Source organism: Pseudomonas sp. 21LCFQ010 (genome assembly GCF_024129905.1).
Classification (GTDB): Bacteria; Pseudomonadota; Gammaproteobacteria; order Pseudomonadales; family Pseudomonadaceae; genus Aquipseudomonas.
This window is the reverse complement of the sequence record NZ_JAMYDZ010000001.1, coordinates 340,125-355,937: the sequence shown is the minus strand read 5'-3', so window position 1 is coordinate 355,937 and position 15,813 is coordinate 340,125. Positions and strand designations below refer to the sequence as shown.

The window sequence follows — 15,813 nt, the reverse complement described above, 5'->3', positions numbered from 1 at the left end:
AATGAGGCAGGCCGGTGTTATATCACAGCCCCGCTTTGTTCCACCTTATTGAGACCGACATGCCTGCCACAGCGCCCTTGCCTCCTTGTTCGATCCTGTTGCTGGCCGGCGGCCAGGGCCGGCGCATGGGCGGGCGCGACAAGGGCCTGCTGGAGTGGCGCGGCCAGCCGCTGGTAGCCACCTTGCATGCACTGCTGCGGCCATTGACCGACGACCTGATCATTTCCTGCAACCGTAATCAGGCCCGCTACGCCGCTTACGCCGACCGCCTGGTCGAGGATGACGACCGTGATTTCCCAGGGCCGCTGGCGGGCATTCGTGCTGCCCTGGCGATTGCGAAGCATGATTACCTGCTGGTGCTGCCCTGCGATACTCCGCTGCTCGAGGCGCAATTGCTCAATGAGCTGCTCGACTGCGCCATACAGCACCCTGGCCGACCGGTGATGGTGCGTGAAGGCGAATACTGGCAGCCCTTGTTGTGCGTGATCCCAGTGCAACATGCAGCGCTGCTGGAAGCCGCCTGGCAACAGGGCGAGCGCAGCCCGCGACGTGCCCTGCAGCCTCTGGACCCGGTGGCGCTGCAATGTTTGGCGGGTGATCCGCGCCTAGCCAACCTCAATACCCCCGAGTTGTTGAGCCAGATCAATCCCCACGCCGGCCATTAGCCGCTTGGGGAACTTGCGTCTACGCTGCACGTCTTAGACGTCAGTAATCAGTATCCATCGGAGCCACTGCCATGAAACACAAGACACTTCCTGCCGCCTTCCTGCTTGCTCTGGGCCTCGCCTCACTGGCCGGTTGCTCGTCACCTACGGTGATCACCCTCAACGATGGCCGCGAAATCCAGACCGTCGACACCCCTAAATATGACGAAGACGCCGGCTTCTACGAGTTCGAACAACTCGACGGCAAGAAAACCCGCGTGAACAAGGATCAGGTTCGCACCGTCAAAGACCTGTAATCCGCTTCACCCATGGCGAAGCGCTTTATGAGTGCTTCGCTAGCCTCGCGCCCGCCTGTCAATGGCCGGCCATGCTGAACGCCAACCGCAAAGCACTTTCGAACGCCCTCGACTCGCCACTGAGCGGATCATTGAAGCGCAGCCCACGCGCCAGCAATTGCAGCGGCTTCTGATAGTCGTCCGGCGCTGAAGTCACGACCTCGGGATAGAACGGATCATTGCAGATCGGCGCTCCCAGTGCCGCCATGTGGACCCGTAACTGATGCTTCTTGCCGGTCACCGGCGACAGTCCATAACGCCACAGATCGCCCTGCCGCTCCAGCACCTCAAGCCGGGTCAGGGTGTTGGCTGCGCCCTCGCCTTCCTGCATGCGAAAAAACGGTACGCCATCGACCAGCCGGCTGGCGTGCTCGCGGGGAAACGCCAGTTGCGGCAGCGCCGGGGCAATGGCTTCGTAAAACTTGTCGATGCTGCGGTTGCGAAACAGCGCCTGGTAAGCCGAACGGCTGGCCGGGTTGGCGGAAAACAGCACCAGCCCGGCAGTGTGCCGGTCGATCCGGTGCAGCGGCACCAGATTCGGGTTGTCCAGGCGCTGAATCAGGCGCCGCAGCAGGGTCTGCTCAACGTATTCACCGGTAGGAATCACCGGCAAGAAATGCGGCTTGTCAGCGACCACCAGATGCTCATCGATGTGCACGATGGTTTCGAGCACCGGAATCGGTGCTTCGTTGGGCACTTCACGGAAATAGTGAATACGCAGGCCTTCGCGGTAGGCCAGATCGACACTGATCGGCTGCCCCTCAGCGTTGAGCACCCGGCCACGATTGATGCGGTCCAGCCACTGTTCGCGGCTGATCGCCGGAAAACGCGCACACAGGCACTGGAGCACTGTCGTCCAGGCGCCGGGCGGCAGGCAAAGGGTACTGGCCTGATGCTGAGCAGGATTGAAAGACGATTCGGTCATGCGCGGTTCGGCCACTGAAAAAACCCGGATTATCCCCGAACCTCGGGGCGGACGCGACCTGCCTGTTTCACCTGGCAGCCGCCGGGCGATCATCGAACACATTCAGGCGCAGCGTCTGGAACAGCTCATGCAGCACTTTGAACCATCTGGTACATTTCACGACAGCGTCCCGCATCACAACAACAAGAGATTTCCCGATGACCCAGACTCAACGACCTTCCGTGCTCGCCGGCCTGATCGGCTCCGGTATCCAGGCTTCCCGTACCCCCGCCCTGCACGAACACGAAGGTGACGCTCAGGGCCTGCGCTACCTGTACCGTCTGATCGATATCGACGCCCTCGGGCTTGACCCCAGCGCCCTGCCACGGCTGCTTGACGGGGCACAAAGCAGCGGCTTTACCGGCTTGAACATCACCTTTCCGTGTAAACAGACGGTGATTCCTTTGCTCGACGAGCTGTCGGCCGAAGCGCGCGGCATTGGCGCGGTCAACACCGTGGTGTTCAAGGATGGCAAGCGTATCGGCCACAACACCGACTGCCTGGGTTTTGCCGAAGGCTTCACCCGTGGCCTGCAAGGCGCTGCGCGCCGTTATGTGGTGCAAATGGGCGCCGGCGGTGCCGGCGCTGCGGTGGCCCATGCGTTGCTGGACGCCGGGGTCGAGCGCCTGGTGATTTTTGAAGTCGAGGCGCAGCGTGCCCAGGCTCTGGTCGACAATCTCAATGCTCATTTCGGCGCCGGCCGCGCGCAGCTGGGGCTGGATCTGGCAGGTGCAGTGGCTGAGGCCGATGGTCTGGTCAACACCACCCCGGTGGGCATGGCCAAGCTGCCGGGCCTGCCGCTGCCGGCCGAACATCTGCATGGCGGGCTATGGGTGGCAGATATCATTTACTTCCCGCTGGAAACCGAACTGCTACGCCAGGCCCGCAGCCTGGGTTGCCGGACCCTGGACGGCACCACCATGGCCGTGTTCCAGGCGGTCAAGGCCTTCGAACTGTTCAGCGGCCAGCGCGCTGATGCCGAACGCATGATGGCGCACTTTCACAGCCTGCCGGCCTGAAGCTCAGGCGGGGTGACGATTCAGCCAGGCGCTGAGTCGTCGGCCCCGCTCAGCGCTGCAGGTAGCGCAGCACCGAATCACAAATCATCAGCTTGTGGCGTTGCTTGACCTGCTCGTCAGCCAGATCGATCTTGAAAATCGCCCCCAGGGTGTGGCGGTTCGAGACCCGGTGGAAGCAGAACGAGGTCATCAGCATGTGCAGGTCCACAGCGTCGACGCCCTGACGGAACACCCCGCTGGTTTCGCCACGACGCAAAATGGCATCCAGCGTCTTGATGATGTTTTCACTCTTGGCGCTGATGCTTTCGGACTGTTTGACGTTCTCGCCGTTAAGGATGTTTTCGTTGCACACGATGCGCACGAAATCGACGTTACGGTCGTGGTGATCGAAAGTGAACTCCACCAGCCGGCGGATCGCTGCGTGGGGCTCCAGATCGACCAGATGCAGCTGGTCTTCGGTATTGCGGATATCGCCGTAGAGTTTCTCCAGCACCTCGACGTACAACTGCTCCTTGCTGCCGAAGTAGTAATAGATCATGCGCTTGGAGGTATGGGTGCGCTCGGCGATGGCATCGACCCGCGCCCCGGACAGGCCGTGGGCCACGAACTCGGCGATGGCGGCCTGGAGGATGTCGTCGCGGGTCTTTTCCGGGTTGTTCTTGCGGCTCTTGCGCAGTGTTTTTTCAGGCTGCGGCGCAGGAGAGTCGGTCATTGTATTCATTGTTGGCTCACGAGCACGGTTGAACCGCCAATTATGAGGCCCAGCGGCGGCACGATGGAAGGGAGCAACTGTTCGCTACGCCCTTTCGAGCAATGGAAAATCCTTCATCGCGTGATTTGATATGCAGGTTTCGCCCTGCTGGGCGACCTACTTTGGTTTTGCCCAAAGTAGGCAAAGGCATTTGCTCCTGGCTTGGGTCCGCCCTGCGGGCGAACTTCCCTCCGTCCGGCATCGATTCGGGGGTCGGCGCGATGGGCATCCCTGCCCAGCGCACCTGAAACCGACTTCCCTGTCGGTTTCCCCCCCGAATCGACGCCTACCCTCGGCCAGCGCCCAAGTCGCGATTCGTGTCGTCTGTGCCATCTAGGCATGCACGGCAACGGCAAACGACGATCCGGTTTCACTGACTGCTCGCACTGCGGCTACAGACGCGCCTTCGGTGCGGCGCCGCTGCGCGCCTTGGCCATCGCCGCCAGACGTACCGGCACGTTGGCTGCGCCGTAGCCGACGTAGCCATTCTTGCGCTGGATGATCTCGAAGAAGAAGCGCCCGTCGAACGCCTCGGTGTACACGTGAAACAGTTCGCCACCCTGGCTGTCACGGTCGTACAGCACGTTGTAGTAAGCCAGTTCGCTGAGGAACTCGTCATCGAAGTCCATCCGCGCCGCCAGGTCATCGTAGTAGTTCAGCGGAATTTCCAGCAATGGCACCCCAGCCTCCTTGGCCCGGCGCACCTCGGCGAAGATGTCCTCACAGGCAAACGCGATGTGGTGCACGCCCGAGCCGCGATACGTCGACAACGCATGGGAAATCGCCGTGTTGCGGTTTTCCGAGATGTTCAGCGGCAACCGCACGCTGCTGCAACGGCTACGCAAGGCGCGGCTTTTGACCAGGCCATAAGGGTCGGGCAGCACCACTTCGTCATCGGCTTCGAAGTCCAGCAAGCCCTTGTAGAACAGCACCCAGCTGTCCAGGCTGTCGGCCGGTAAGGCCATGGCCATGTGATCGATGCGTTGCAGGCTGCCGCTGGCCACTGCCTGCGGGTCAATGACGAAGTCGCTGTCATAGATCGACTGGCCAGGCTCGGCGCCTTGCACCAGGTAGATCAGGCTGCCATCCGGCGCACGCACCGCCGGCACTTCCCGCTCGTTGGGGCCGACCAGGCCGCGATAAGGCTGGCCCTTGAAGGCCCGGGCACGCTCCAGCGCCTGCTGTGCGTCATCGACCCGCAATGCGGTGGCACACAGCGACGGGCCATGGGCCTCGAAAAAACCATGGGCAAATGAATAGGGTTCGGCATTGAGCACGATGCGGATATCGCCCTGCCCCATCAGGCTGACCGCCTTGGAGCGGTGCGTGCCCAGGCGGGCAAAGCCCAGTCGCTCCAGCCAGTTGCCCAACCGGGCGCCATGGCTCTCGTCCACGGCAAATTCAAGAAATTCGACCCCATCGAACTGGCTGGCGGCCGGCGGATTGAACAGTAGCTCGGGCGCCACAGGCTGATTCTCGCGGGCCATCAGCTCACGGGTCTTTTCTTCCAGATACAACAGCGAGCGCAGGCCATCGGCAGCATTGGCGCGGGTCGGCGCGGCGCGGAAACCATCGTTGAACACCTCCAGCGACAGCGGGCCGGTGTAACCGCTGCGCAGGATCGGCGCCAGGAACCCCGGCAGGTCGAACTCGCCCTGGCCCGGGAAGCAGCGGAAATGCCGGCTCCACTCCAGTACATCCATGGCCAGCAGCGGCGCGTCGGCCATCTGCACAAAGAAGATCTTGTCGCCCGGAATATCGGCAATCGCGCTCGGGTCGCCCTTGAGCGACAGGGTATGGAAACTGTCGAGCAATACGCCCAGCGCCGGATGATCGACCTCACGCACCAGATCCCAGACCTGCTGCCAGGTATTGACGTGCCGCCCCCAGGCCAGCGCTTCATAGCCTATGCGCAGCTTGCGCGCCCCGGCACGCTCGGCGAGCAGGTTCAGGTCATCGCGCAAGATGTTGCGTTCGCCCAGCGAGTCGGCGGCCACGTTACTGCACACCAGCACCAGGTCGGTGCCCAATTCCTGCATCAGGTCAAACTTGCGCTCGGCGCGATCAAGGTTGCGCTGCAGACGCTCGCGCCGACAGCCTTCAAAGTCCCGAAACGGCTGGAACAGCGTGATCGCCAGCCCCAGGTCGGCACACATCTGCCGGACGTTACGCGGGCTGCCGTCGTAATAAAGCAGGTCATTTTCGAAAATCTCGACCCCATCAAAGCCGGCGGCGGCGATGGCTTCGAGCTTTTCTGGCAGAGTGCCGCTCAGGCAAACGGTGGCAATGGAACGCTGCATATTATTGTACTCCTGGACGAGCGCGGCTATTTGACGCCGCGAAATCGCCGCCCTGTGCGCAGGATTCAAGTACAGGGTGGGCATGATCTCAGTATTTCCCCGGACGCGCGTCCAGGCAACCAGTTATGTACGAACTGGTTAGTTTTTCGTTCGTTTATCGCACAAAACTCATTTCGCTCGATTGACGAGGTTTTGTTCAACGCACACCATCTGTTCTGCAAGGCCGAAACATTCCACAATACGCGTCCGCCTTAACTGCCTTGTCTGTCGCTAAGACTGATGAACCTAAATAACAATTTCAAAAACAGGATAACGACTCATGCGCGCCTTCACTGAATCTCCTGCACGCACGCTTTCCAGGACTGGGACTTCGAGCAAACGAACCTGTTCGGTCATTTGACCGGGCGGACTCAAGTGGCCTGATACCCCAAAGCACGCCCACCTGCATCCGAATCTGTCAGAATCCGCGCCTCGCCTTGCATGCCTGTGGCCTGCAATGCCGCGAATGCCCCTGACACTCTTGCTGCGGCGGGTAGTTACTCAGTCCGGCTGACGCCCTTGGCGCAGTCCTGGAACGGATGATCGAACCATCATGCTCAACACCCAAACCAATCCTCTGGCCAGCGCCGCACGCGCCGGCATCGGCGACAAGATCCGTGGCGCCATGGCAGTGGGCAAGACTCGCTGGGGCATGCTTGCCCTGGTGTTCCTGGCCACTACCCTGAACTACATCGACCGCGCCGCCCTTGGCGTCATGCAGCCCATCCTGGCCAAGGAAATGGGCTGGACGACGATGGATTACGCGAACATCAACTTCTGGTTTCAGGTCGGTTACGCGGTCGGCTTCATTCTGCAGGGGCGCTTCATCGACAAGGTCGGCGTCAAGCGCGCGTTCTTTCTCGCCGTGCTGCTGTGGAGCCTGGCCACCGGCGCGCATGGCCTGGCCACCTCGGCGGTGGGCTTCATGGTCTGCCGGTTCATTCTCGGCCTGACCGAAGCGGCCAACTACCCGGCGTGCGTCAAGACTACCCGGCTGTGGTTCCCGGCCGGCGAGCGCGCCGTGGCCACCGGCATCTTCAATGCCGGCACCAACGTCGGTGCAATGATCACCCCGGCCCTGCTGCCGCTGATCCTCAGTGTCTGGGGCTGGCAGGCGGCGTTCATCGCCATGGGTCTGTTGGGCCTGTTCTGGCTGGTCATGTGGCAGATCAACTACCACAACCCCGAAGAGCACCCCAGCGTCAAGAAAACCGAACTGGACTACATCAACCAGGACCCGGAGCCTGAGCCTGTCAAGGTGCCCTTCTCGCACATCCTGAAAATGCGCGGCACCTGGGCCTTTGCCCTGGCCTACTCGATCACGGCCCCGGTGTTCTGGTTCTACCTGTACTGGCTGCCGCCATTCCTCAACCAGCAATACAGCCTGGGCATCAGCGTGACCCAGATGGGTATCCCGCTGATTCTGATCTGGCTGACCGCCGACTTCGGCAGCATTGGCGGCGGCGTGTTGTCGTCCTGGCTGATCGGTCGCGGCATGAAGGCCAGCAAGGCACGCCTGGTGTCGATGCTGATTTTCGCCCTGACCATCTGCAGCGTGGTGTTCGCCGCCAATGCCAGCGGCCTGTGGGTGGCGGTACTGGCCATCTCGGTGGCCGTCGGTGCGCACCAGGCCTGGACGGCCAATATCTGGAGCCTGGTGATGGACTACACGCCCAAACACCTGATGAGCACGGTGTTCGGCTTTGGCGGCATGTGCGCAGCGATTGGCGGCATGTTCATGACCCAGATCGTCGGCGCAATCCTGACCGCGACCAATAACAACTACAGCATCCTGTTCATGCTGATCCCGGCGATGTACTTCATCGCCCTGACCTGGATGTACTTCATGGCGCCACGCCAGGTGCCTGATCTGAAGCAGTGACTGCCTGACCAGGGTAGCAACGCAAAGGCCCGGTGACTCACGTCACCGGGCCTTTGTCTTTAAGCAGCGGCAAGCGGCAAGCCAGAAGGAAGCCTTTCGCGGCTAAAGCCGCTCCTACGAGGTAATGCCGATCAGTTAAGCGATTATCCGGCTCAACTCGGTCCCGGTGGGAGGGGGAGCACCCCGAAAGGGCCAGTAAAACCGGCATATCTGCTGTGGATGTACCGCAGCATTCGTCGGCAAACTCCCACCGGACCGCGTTGATCCTTAACTGATCGGCATTAGTCCTACGAGGTAATGCCTGTCAGCGCTTGCGCTGCTGCCAGGCCGCTGCCAGGCCACTGAGGCAGATGATCGCGATGCCGATCTGCGCATCCAGCGCCGGTACATGGTTGAACACCAGCCAACCCAACAGGCCGGCAAAGACGATCTGGCAATAGCTGAACGGCGCCAGAATCGCCGGTGCCGTGTAGCGAAACGCCTGGGTCAGCAGCAAGTGCGCCGCCATCCCGCAACCACCGAGCATCAGCAGGAACGGCCAGTGCTGAATTTCCGGGGTCACCCAGAAGAACGGCATCAGCGCGCTCATCACCAGAGTGTTGAACAGCCCGGCAAAAAAGTTGCTGGTGGTCGGGCTGTCGTAGGGGCTGACCAGCCGGGTCAGCAGCTGATACAGGGCAAAACACAGGGCCGAGGACAGCGGCAGCAGAATCGCCGGGGTAAACAGCTCACCGCCAGGGTGGATGATGATCAGCACCCCGGAAAAACCGACGATCACCGCGCACCATTGGCCACGGGTGACATGCTCGCGCAACAACGGCACCGACAGTGCCGTGACCAGTAGCGGCGCGAGGAAGTTGACGGCGGTGGCCTCGGCCTGAGGAATGAACAGCAGGCTGCTGGTGAACAGCAGGCTGGTGCCCAACAGTGCCAGCGCCCGCAGCACTTGCAGCAGCGGACGTTTGGTGCGCAACACGCGCAGCCCCGCCGATGGCATGAAGATGCAGCTCATCAGCAGGGTATGCACCAGATACCGCGCCCAGACCACAAACATCACCGGGTAGAAACCCGACAGGTACTTCGACAGGGTGTCGTGGCTGGCAAACAACAACGTGGCCAGGAGGATGAAGCTGATCCCCTTCAGGGGATGATTGACGCCGGACAGGGGCGTGCTGGTCGTGCTCATCGGGCTTCCTTATTCGGTCAGCGACTGGCAAGGTCATGGTCAGGCCAGCGGCGGCCTGCTTGCAAGTCCGTTTTCTTTGTATCTTGCCGCAAGCAACGCGGATGCCGGATAGCCACCAAACCAATAATGTTCTAACCGGTTAATTAACGTGCGATAATCGCCCTTTATCCCCTCCGCTCAATTGCAGACCCCGTACATGCGCCGCAATATTTCAAAGCGTTACAACGCACGTATCGCATTCAACCAATAACTACAAAAAGGCATTCGCCATGCGCTTTTCCAATCCTCGCATTCCGTTGGGCAGCTTCTGTGCGCTCGTCACCGCCACTGTTCTGGTGCCTGCCACCAGCCAGGCTGCCGGCTTGGTCGACGATGCCAAGGTCAATCTGAACCTGCGCAACTTCTTCATCAATCGTAACTTCGTCGATCCGGCCAACGCCCAGAGCGGTGCCCAGGAGTGGACGCAAAACTTTATCCTCGACGCCCGCTCCGGCTTTACTCAGGGCACGGTCGGTTTCGGGGTCGATGTACTGGGCATGTATTCGATCAAGCTCGATGGGGGTGGCGGGTCGGGCGGCACCCAATTGCTGCCGATCCACAGCGACGGCCGGCCTGCCGATGACTTCGGCCGTCTGGCCGTGGCGGGCAAGGCACGCTTTTCGAAGACCGAGCTGAAAGTCGGTGAGTGGATGCCGGTGCTGCCGATCCTGCGCTCCGACGACGGTCGCTCGCTGCCGCAGACCTTCCAGGGCGCACAACTCACCTCGAAAGAAATCGACGGGGTGACCCTGTATGGCGGCCAGTTCCGTGGCAACAGCCCGCGTAACGACGCCAGCATGGAAGACATGAACATGAACGGCCGGGCAGGCATCACCTCCGACCGGTTCAATTTTGCCGCCGGTGAATACAGCTTCAATGACAAACGCACCCTGGTCGGGGTCTGGTACGCGCAGCTCGAAGATATCTACCAGCAGCAGTATTACAACCTGGTCCACAGCCAACCGCTGGGCGACTGGACCCTGGGCGCCAACCTGGGCTACTTCGTGGGCAAGGATGACGGCCAGTCGCTGGCCGGTAACCTGGATAACAAGACCGCCTCAGCCATGCTTTCGGCGCGTTACGGGGCCAGCACCTTCTATGTCGGCCTGCAGAAAGTCAGCGGCGACAGCCTGTGGATGCGGGTCAATGGCACCAGCGGCGGGACGCTGGCCAACGACAGCTACAACTCAAGCTTCGACAACGCCAAGGAACGCTCCTGGCAATTGCGCCATGACTACGACTTCAGCGCCCTCGGCGTACCCGGCCTGACCCTGATGAACCGCTACATCAAGGGCGACAACGTGCACACCGGGGCCATCACCGACGGCAAGGAATGGGCCCGCGAATCGGAACTGGCCTATGTGGTGCAGCAAGGCAGCTTCAAGAGCCTGAGCATCAAGTGGCGCAACTCCACCATGCGTCGCGACTTCAGCACCAATCAGTTCGACGAGAACCGGCTGATCGTCAGCTATCCGCTGTCGATCCTCTGATTACCAGCGATATCCCGCCCCCAAAACCGCCGGGCCGGTCAGGACGATCCGTACCAGATCGGCCTGACGGCTGGTGCCGGCCTTGTGCGCCGCCGCCTTGAATTGCACCCGCACCGTATGCAGCGACAACTGCTGGCGCTCGGCATACTCCTGCGGGGTCAGGCCATGCACCAGCGCTTCGGTCAGCCGGGCTTCGGCCGGGGTCATGCCGTACAGGCTGCGCAGCATGGCACTGAGCGGGGCCGGCGCAGCATCCGGGTTACTGATGAACACGGCCGCAGCGGTATGCTCACCAAACGGCGAGGCCCAACCCGGCAAGGGCGCGACGACCAGTTCCAGGCAGGCCCCATCGAGCCCGCGCAACCGCAGGCCGGCACCGGCACCTTGCGCCGGCTGCCCGCGCCCGGTTTGCACGGCGTTATCCAGGCAGCGCTGCAAGGCCGCATCGTCCAGCACCGACACCGCTTGCAGGCGGTTCTGGCTGGCCAGGCGCAGCAGCGGCGAACGCGCGGTCAAGCGCTCGGCCAGGCTGTTGGCGTGTAGCACCCGGGACTTTTCATCAATCAGCACCACCCCGAACGGGCTGGCCTCCAGCGCGGCGATGGTTGCGCCGGACAACACCTCCAGCCGATGCAGGCGCCGATGCAGGGCGAACGCGGCCTGCAAATGCGGCATCAATATCTCGATAACCTGCAACTCCTCGCGGCTGTAAGAGCCGGCCTGTTCACTGCGTACCACCGTGACATTCAGCGAGCGATCGTCCTGCCGGGCGACAATCGCCGCCGATGAGTTGAAGATATTTTGCGGCCGCAACCAGTCGTTGTAGTACTCGGTGCGTTTGAGCAACTCGTCCGGGTACAGGCTGGCCGAGGTGACGATCTGCCCCTCCTTGTGCCGCAACGGGTCGTCCATCCACACATTGCGCTGGCAGTAATACTCGGCAAACGACTCCATGGCCGCCGGATCAATACCGTAATGAGTGGCGATCGAGCCGCTGCGCCCGTCGATCTGCGCACTGCGATCACTGAAGTCATGGCCCCAGATCATCGCCGCATGCGAGCCGAGCCGCGCCGCGAACATGGCCAGAAACTGATTCCAGCGCCGACTGTCCAGTGCAGCTTCATAGATGCTGCCGATCATCGCGCCCAGATCGTGCGCGTTGTTGTCTGCCATGTGAGCCCCTGACGCGGATGAGCGGCTATCGACCACCTCCCCCCGAGGTAGCGATCCGCCCCACCATTTAGCCAATTGTGGTGATGCGCGCAATCGATGCGCGAAGAAAAATACTGGCCATGTGACAGACCCAACACTTGGCAGCCTGCAGCGCACACCCGCAAGAAGGTTTCCTGCCGCGCCGCCCTCCCTGGAGCAACACCTTGATGCGCACATTGACCGTAATAATGGGCTGCCTGCTGGCAGCGAACGCCGTCGCCGTGGAATTCCCGCAAACCAGCGATCCGCTGGAGCAGTCTTATATCGCTCGGTACAAGCAGGACCGGCCGCGCCTGGAATCGCCCGACCTGTTCGCCTTCCCGGCCAGCACACCGGCCTGGCCATGTGAAGTGCCGCAGATCGAGCAATACCGCCTGGCCGGGCTGAACATGGCGCATCCTGAACTGAGCAAGGACATCGAAAAACAGACCCGCAAGCTGTTCCGTGCCCAGGGCATGTCGCCCGACAGCATCCCGGTGACGACCTATAGCAACATCCGCATCGTGCCGGTGAAGGCGCAATGCAGCGCCGGCAAACTGTCCGGTGAGCTGGTGCTGCTGGTCGCCTATGACAGCCTGATGGAGACCCGGATAGCCGCCGCCAGTGGCAATCAGGTTTCACGCATCCGCTCGCAGGTGGTCAAGCGCAGCGAACAGCGGGTCGACGCCAGCAAGGAAAACCTTGCTGCGGCCCACTTCACGCGCACAACGACCTTCATCACCACCGACAACGACAACCCGCAAATGGACGCCATGAGCAAAAAGCTCGGCTTCAAGAACGCGGAGCCGTCGACCATCATCAGCGTCAATTACATGGGCGCATTCGGCACGCTGGCCTCGTTCACGGAAATGAACATGGGCCCGGCCGGCATCCAGTTACTCAGTTCGTTCATCGTAAATCCCACTGAACAGAGCGGCCGCCACAGCAACTACCTCGACCGCAGACTCACAACAATCACGCCCACCCGCGAAGGCCTGCCGCACGGTGAGCAAATCACCTACATGGACAACTTTGCGAAAAAGAGCAACCTGAAGCTGGACAAAATTCCCGGCATGGAAAACGCCAGAGAGGTCACCCTTAATGGGGTTGACCTGATTGAAAAACGCCAGTGTTTCCAGAATGGCCAGATGGTCATGATCTCACCTTGCCCGGCGAACTGAACATGAAGCCTGTTGTGTGGACAGCCCTGTGCCTGCTCAGTCAGCTAGCGATGGCCAAAGACATCAGTGACCCGCAGCGTTACAGCTGCCTGCAGGGCGACTGCCGCATGGGTCAGGGGATCGTGCGTGACAACCTGCTGGGGGTCGATCTGCGCGGGCGCTGGTCGAACGCCAGCACGGTTGCCGGAGAAACCTACAGCGTGACCCTGCCCAGGGTGCCTGAACGCCAGTTTGTCCAGCGCTATGGCGCCGATGGCCTGCTCGACAGCGGCGACAGCCCGCTCAGCCTTGGGGTTATTGGCCAGGTGGTACCCAGCTTCAGCGGCACGTACAAACGCATCGAGCATCCGTTCGTGCGCAGTGTCGTGGCGGTCATCGACCAGGGCGTGTACGACACCGGCACCGGCATCCAGTACCGCGGCAGGTTTCAGTACCTGCCCTCGCGGGGTGTGGCCGCCGGGCACTGGACCCATGGCTATTGGGTGTTTTATGGCGACCGGGTGGACCTGGAAGAAAACGAGCGCGAACACGGGCTGTACGTCAGCAGCGAGTCGGCAGCCGCGATGAAAGTCACGTTCTTCAAAGCCGACCCCGGCTACCTGGCGATTCTGGAGAACAAGCGCCGCCGCGACCTGGAGATTGCCGGCGAAGAGTTCGATGAGCAGGCGTCGCGCAAGCGCTGGCTCTATGCGCTGTCGATCCTGGGTGAAGTCGCCACCACCGTGACCCGTGGCGGCCTGGACGCCGCTCAGCCAGGCGGTGGCTCACTGGCCGGCAGCCTGCTGGGCGCCGGCGGTCTCAAGGCCAATGTGGGCAATGACATTGCCATCGAGCTGGTGTCCTCGATGCTCAGTGGCAACACCGAGCAACTGGATATCACTCACCTGGCGTTGCAAGCGGTGGGCAGTTCGGTCAAAGACAAAGCGCTGGCCGGCCAGCTCAACACTGTGATCCGCGCTGTGCAGCAGGTGCCCTGAGCCACGCTTACTGATCCAGCGACTCGACACCCAACTCGTCCCACACCTCTTCGGCCATGTGAAAGGTCGCATTGGCCGCCGGAATGCCACAATAGATCGCGCTCTGCATCAGCACTTCCTTGATCTGGTCGCGGGTCACGCCATTGTTTTTGGCGGCGCGCAGATGCAGGCGCAACTCACCTTCGCGGTTCATGCCGATCAGCATGGCAATGGTGATCAGGCTGCGGGTGTGACGCGGCAGGCCGGGGCGGGTCCAGATGTCGCCCCAGGCATGGCGGGTGATCATTTCCTGAAACTCTTGATTGAACGGCGTGAGTTTTTTCAGGCTGTTGTCGACGTGGGTATCACCCAGCACAGCGCGGCGCACCTGCATGCCGGCGTCGTAACGGTCTTGCTCGTTCATTTGCAGTTCCTTGATTCAGTGAAAGTAGTGTGTTGCGCGACGGCGCGTTCGACCCAATGGCTGGCCTGGCCGAGGTAGTGCACCGGGTCGAGCAGCCGGTCGAGGTCCGCCGCCGACAAGTGGTGGCTGACCTGCGGGTCGTCGCCCAGCACCTGGCGCAGATGCACGCCCTGCTCCACCGCCCGGCGGCAGCTTTGTTCGATCAGGTGATGGGCCGCATCACGGCCCATGCAGCGCGCCAGCGCGATGCTCACCGCCTCGGCCAACAGCAGCCCTTGGGTGGCATCAAGATTGGTGCGCATCCGCGCCGCATCCACTTGCAGCTGCGGCACCATCAGCAACGCTTGCTGCAAGGCGCCGGAGACCAGGCAGCACAGATCCGGCAGGGTTTCCCACTCGGCATGCCACAGGCCCAGGCTGCGCTCGTGTTCTTGCGGCATGGCGCTGAGCATGGTCGCCACCAGTCCCGGCGCACGGGTTGCCGCGCCAATCAGCACGGCAGCGCCTACCGGGTTGCGCTTGTGCGGCATGGTCGAGGAACCGCCCTTGCCCGGCGCCGAGGGTTCGAACACCTCGCCGACTTCGGTCTGCATCAGCAAGCTGATGTCACGGCCCAGCTTGCCGAGGCTACCGGCCAACATGCCCAGCAGGCTGGCGAACTCCACCAGGCGGTCGCGCTGGGTGTGCCAGGGCTGTTCGGGCAGTTGCAGATCCAGCTCTTGAGCCAGCGCCTGAGCCACCTCGAACGCCTGCCCGCCCAGCGCCGCCAGGCTGCCGGACGCGCCGCCGAACTGCAGGCACAGCAAACGCGGCCTGAGTTCAGCGAGGCGCTGGCGATGGCGGGTCAAAGCGCCCAGCCAGCCGGCGATTTTCATGCCCAGCGTGACCGGTGTCGCCTGTTGCAACCAGGTACGCCCGGCTAACGGCGTGGCGGCATGGCGCTGGGCCTGAACGGCCAGCGCTTCGCCCAACTGTTGTAAATCGTCTTCCAGCAATTCGATGGCGCGACGCAGTTGCAGTACCAGACCCGAGTCCATGGCGTCCTGGCTGGTCGCGCCCATATGCACATAGCGCTCGGCCTCCGGATTGACCGCCGCGATGCGCTTGCCCAGCGCCTTGACCAGCGGGATCGCCGAGTTGCCAGCGCTGCCGATGGCGATGGCCAGCGCGTCGAAGTCAAACAGCTCGGCGCGGCACTGGCTCTGGATATCCGTCACCAGTGCCTGAGGCAGCAGGCCGACGCGCGCCTCGGCCCGCGCCAGTGCGGCCTCAAAATCCAGCATGCCCTGCACCCGACCGGTGTCGGAAAACACCTCGCGCATCTGCGCCTGGGTGAAGTAGGCATCGAACAGTTGATTGCTTGCGGTGCTCATTTCAGCGCTCCGGTAAAG

At 62.1% G+C, this 15,813-nt stretch carries 14 protein-coding genes; 7 read left to right on the top strand and 7 right to left on the bottom strand.

Annotated features, from left to right (window positions below):
- Nucleotides 1–59 precede the first annotated feature (59 nt).
- The gene (gene mobA / locus NJC38_RS01630) at nucleotides 60–665 is read left to right on the top strand and encodes a molybdenum cofactor guanylyltransferase MobA (protein ID WP_253110732.1); all 606 of its coding nucleotides are present in this window, start codon (nucleotides 60–62) and stop codon (nucleotides 663–665) included.
- Between the two features lie 71 nt (nucleotides 666–736).
- Nucleotides 737–961: a YgdI/YgdR family lipoprotein gene (locus tag NJC38_RS01625; RefSeq protein ID WP_253110729.1), complete on the top strand. Its 225-nt coding sequence runs from the start codon at nucleotides 737–739 to the stop codon at nucleotides 959–961.
- A gap of 58 nt (nucleotides 962–1,019) precedes the next feature.
- Here the strand turns inward: NJC38_RS01625 and NJC38_RS01620 are convergent, their stop codons facing one another.
- Nucleotides 1,020–1,925 (bottom strand): pseudouridine synthase, encoded by a 906-nt coding sequence (locus tag NJC38_RS01620; RefSeq protein ID WP_253110724.1) that lies wholly within the window; start codon nucleotides 1,923–1,925, stop codon nucleotides 1,020–1,022.
- 197 nt (nucleotides 1,926–2,122) lie between these two features.
- Here NJC38_RS01620 and NJC38_RS01615 point away from each other — a divergent pair, with 197 nt between their 5' ends.
- The gene (locus tag NJC38_RS01615) at nucleotides 2,123–2,983 is read left to right on the top strand and encodes a shikimate dehydrogenase (RefSeq protein WP_253110712.1); all 861 of its coding nucleotides are present in this window, start codon (nucleotides 2,123–2,125) and stop codon (nucleotides 2,981–2,983) included.
- Between the two features lie 49 nt (nucleotides 2,984–3,032).
- On the opposite strand, the gene NJC38_RS01610 is transcribed toward NJC38_RS01615, so the two are convergent.
- Nucleotides 3,033–3,704: a TetR/AcrR family transcriptional regulator gene (locus NJC38_RS01610; protein ID WP_253110709.1), complete on the bottom strand. Its 672-nt coding sequence runs from the start codon at nucleotides 3,702–3,704 to the stop codon at nucleotides 3,033–3,035.
- Nucleotides 3,705–4,126: 422 nt separating this feature from the next.
- Entirely contained in the window at nucleotides 4,127–6,034 is a 1,908-nt protein-coding gene (quiC, locus tag NJC38_RS01605) for a 3-dehydroshikimate dehydratase QuiC (RefSeq protein ID WP_253110707.1), read from the bottom strand.
- Between the two features lie 592 nt (nucleotides 6,035–6,626).
- Here quiC and NJC38_RS01600 point away from each other — a divergent pair.
- Nucleotides 6,627–7,955, top strand: a complete 1,329-nt coding sequence (locus NJC38_RS01600; protein WP_045490286.1) for an MFS transporter — start codon at nucleotides 6,627–6,629, stop codon at nucleotides 7,953–7,955.
- A 304-nt stretch (nucleotides 7,956–8,259) separates the two neighbouring features.
- Here the strand turns inward: NJC38_RS01600 and NJC38_RS01595 are convergent, their stop codons facing one another.
- Nucleotides 8,260–9,141: a DMT family transporter gene (locus NJC38_RS01595; protein WP_253110705.1), complete on the bottom strand. Its 882-nt coding sequence runs from the start codon at nucleotides 9,139–9,141 to the stop codon at nucleotides 8,260–8,262.
- A 269-nt stretch (nucleotides 9,142–9,410) separates the two neighbouring features.
- On the opposite strand from NJC38_RS01595, the gene NJC38_RS01590 reads away from it, so the two are divergent.
- Nucleotides 9,411–10,670, top strand: a complete 1,260-nt coding sequence (locus NJC38_RS01590) for an OprD family porin (RefSeq protein ID WP_253110689.1) — start codon at nucleotides 9,411–9,413, stop codon at nucleotides 10,668–10,670.
- On the opposite strand, the gene NJC38_RS01585 is transcribed toward NJC38_RS01590, so the two are convergent.
- Nucleotides 10,671–11,843: a PAS domain-containing protein gene (locus tag NJC38_RS01585; RefSeq protein ID WP_253110686.1), complete on the bottom strand. Its 1,173-nt coding sequence runs from the start codon at nucleotides 11,841–11,843 to the stop codon at nucleotides 10,671–10,673.
- A 206-nt stretch (nucleotides 11,844–12,049) separates the two neighbouring features.
- Between NJC38_RS01585 and NJC38_RS01580 the strand changes: the two genes are divergently transcribed.
- Both NJC38_RS01580 and NJC38_RS01575 read left to right on the top strand, forming a co-directional pair.
- Nucleotides 12,050–13,042 (top strand): hypothetical protein, encoded by a 993-nt coding sequence (locus NJC38_RS01580; RefSeq protein ID WP_253110683.1) that lies wholly within the window; start codon nucleotides 12,050–12,052, stop codon nucleotides 13,040–13,042.
- Between the two features lie 2 nt (nucleotides 13,043–13,044).
- Nucleotides 13,045–14,019, top strand: a complete 975-nt coding sequence (locus NJC38_RS01575) for a hypothetical protein (protein WP_253110680.1) — start codon at nucleotides 13,045–13,047, stop codon at nucleotides 14,017–14,019.
- Nucleotides 14,020–14,026: 7 nt separating this feature from the next.
- Here NJC38_RS01575 and pcaC read toward each other — a convergent pair whose 3' ends face one another.
- Nucleotides 14,027–14,422, bottom strand: a complete 396-nt coding sequence (gene pcaC, locus NJC38_RS01570) for a 4-carboxymuconolactone decarboxylase (RefSeq protein WP_253110677.1) — start codon at nucleotides 14,420–14,422, stop codon at nucleotides 14,027–14,029.
- Nucleotides 14,419–15,795: a 3-carboxy-cis,cis-muconate cycloisomerase gene (locus NJC38_RS01565; protein WP_253110674.1), complete on the bottom strand. Its 1,377-nt coding sequence runs from the start codon at nucleotides 15,793–15,795 to the stop codon at nucleotides 14,419–14,421. Before NJC38_RS01565 ends, pcaC begins: the two co-directional genes overlap by 4 nt.
- Nucleotides 15,796–15,813: the final 18 nt, after the last annotated feature.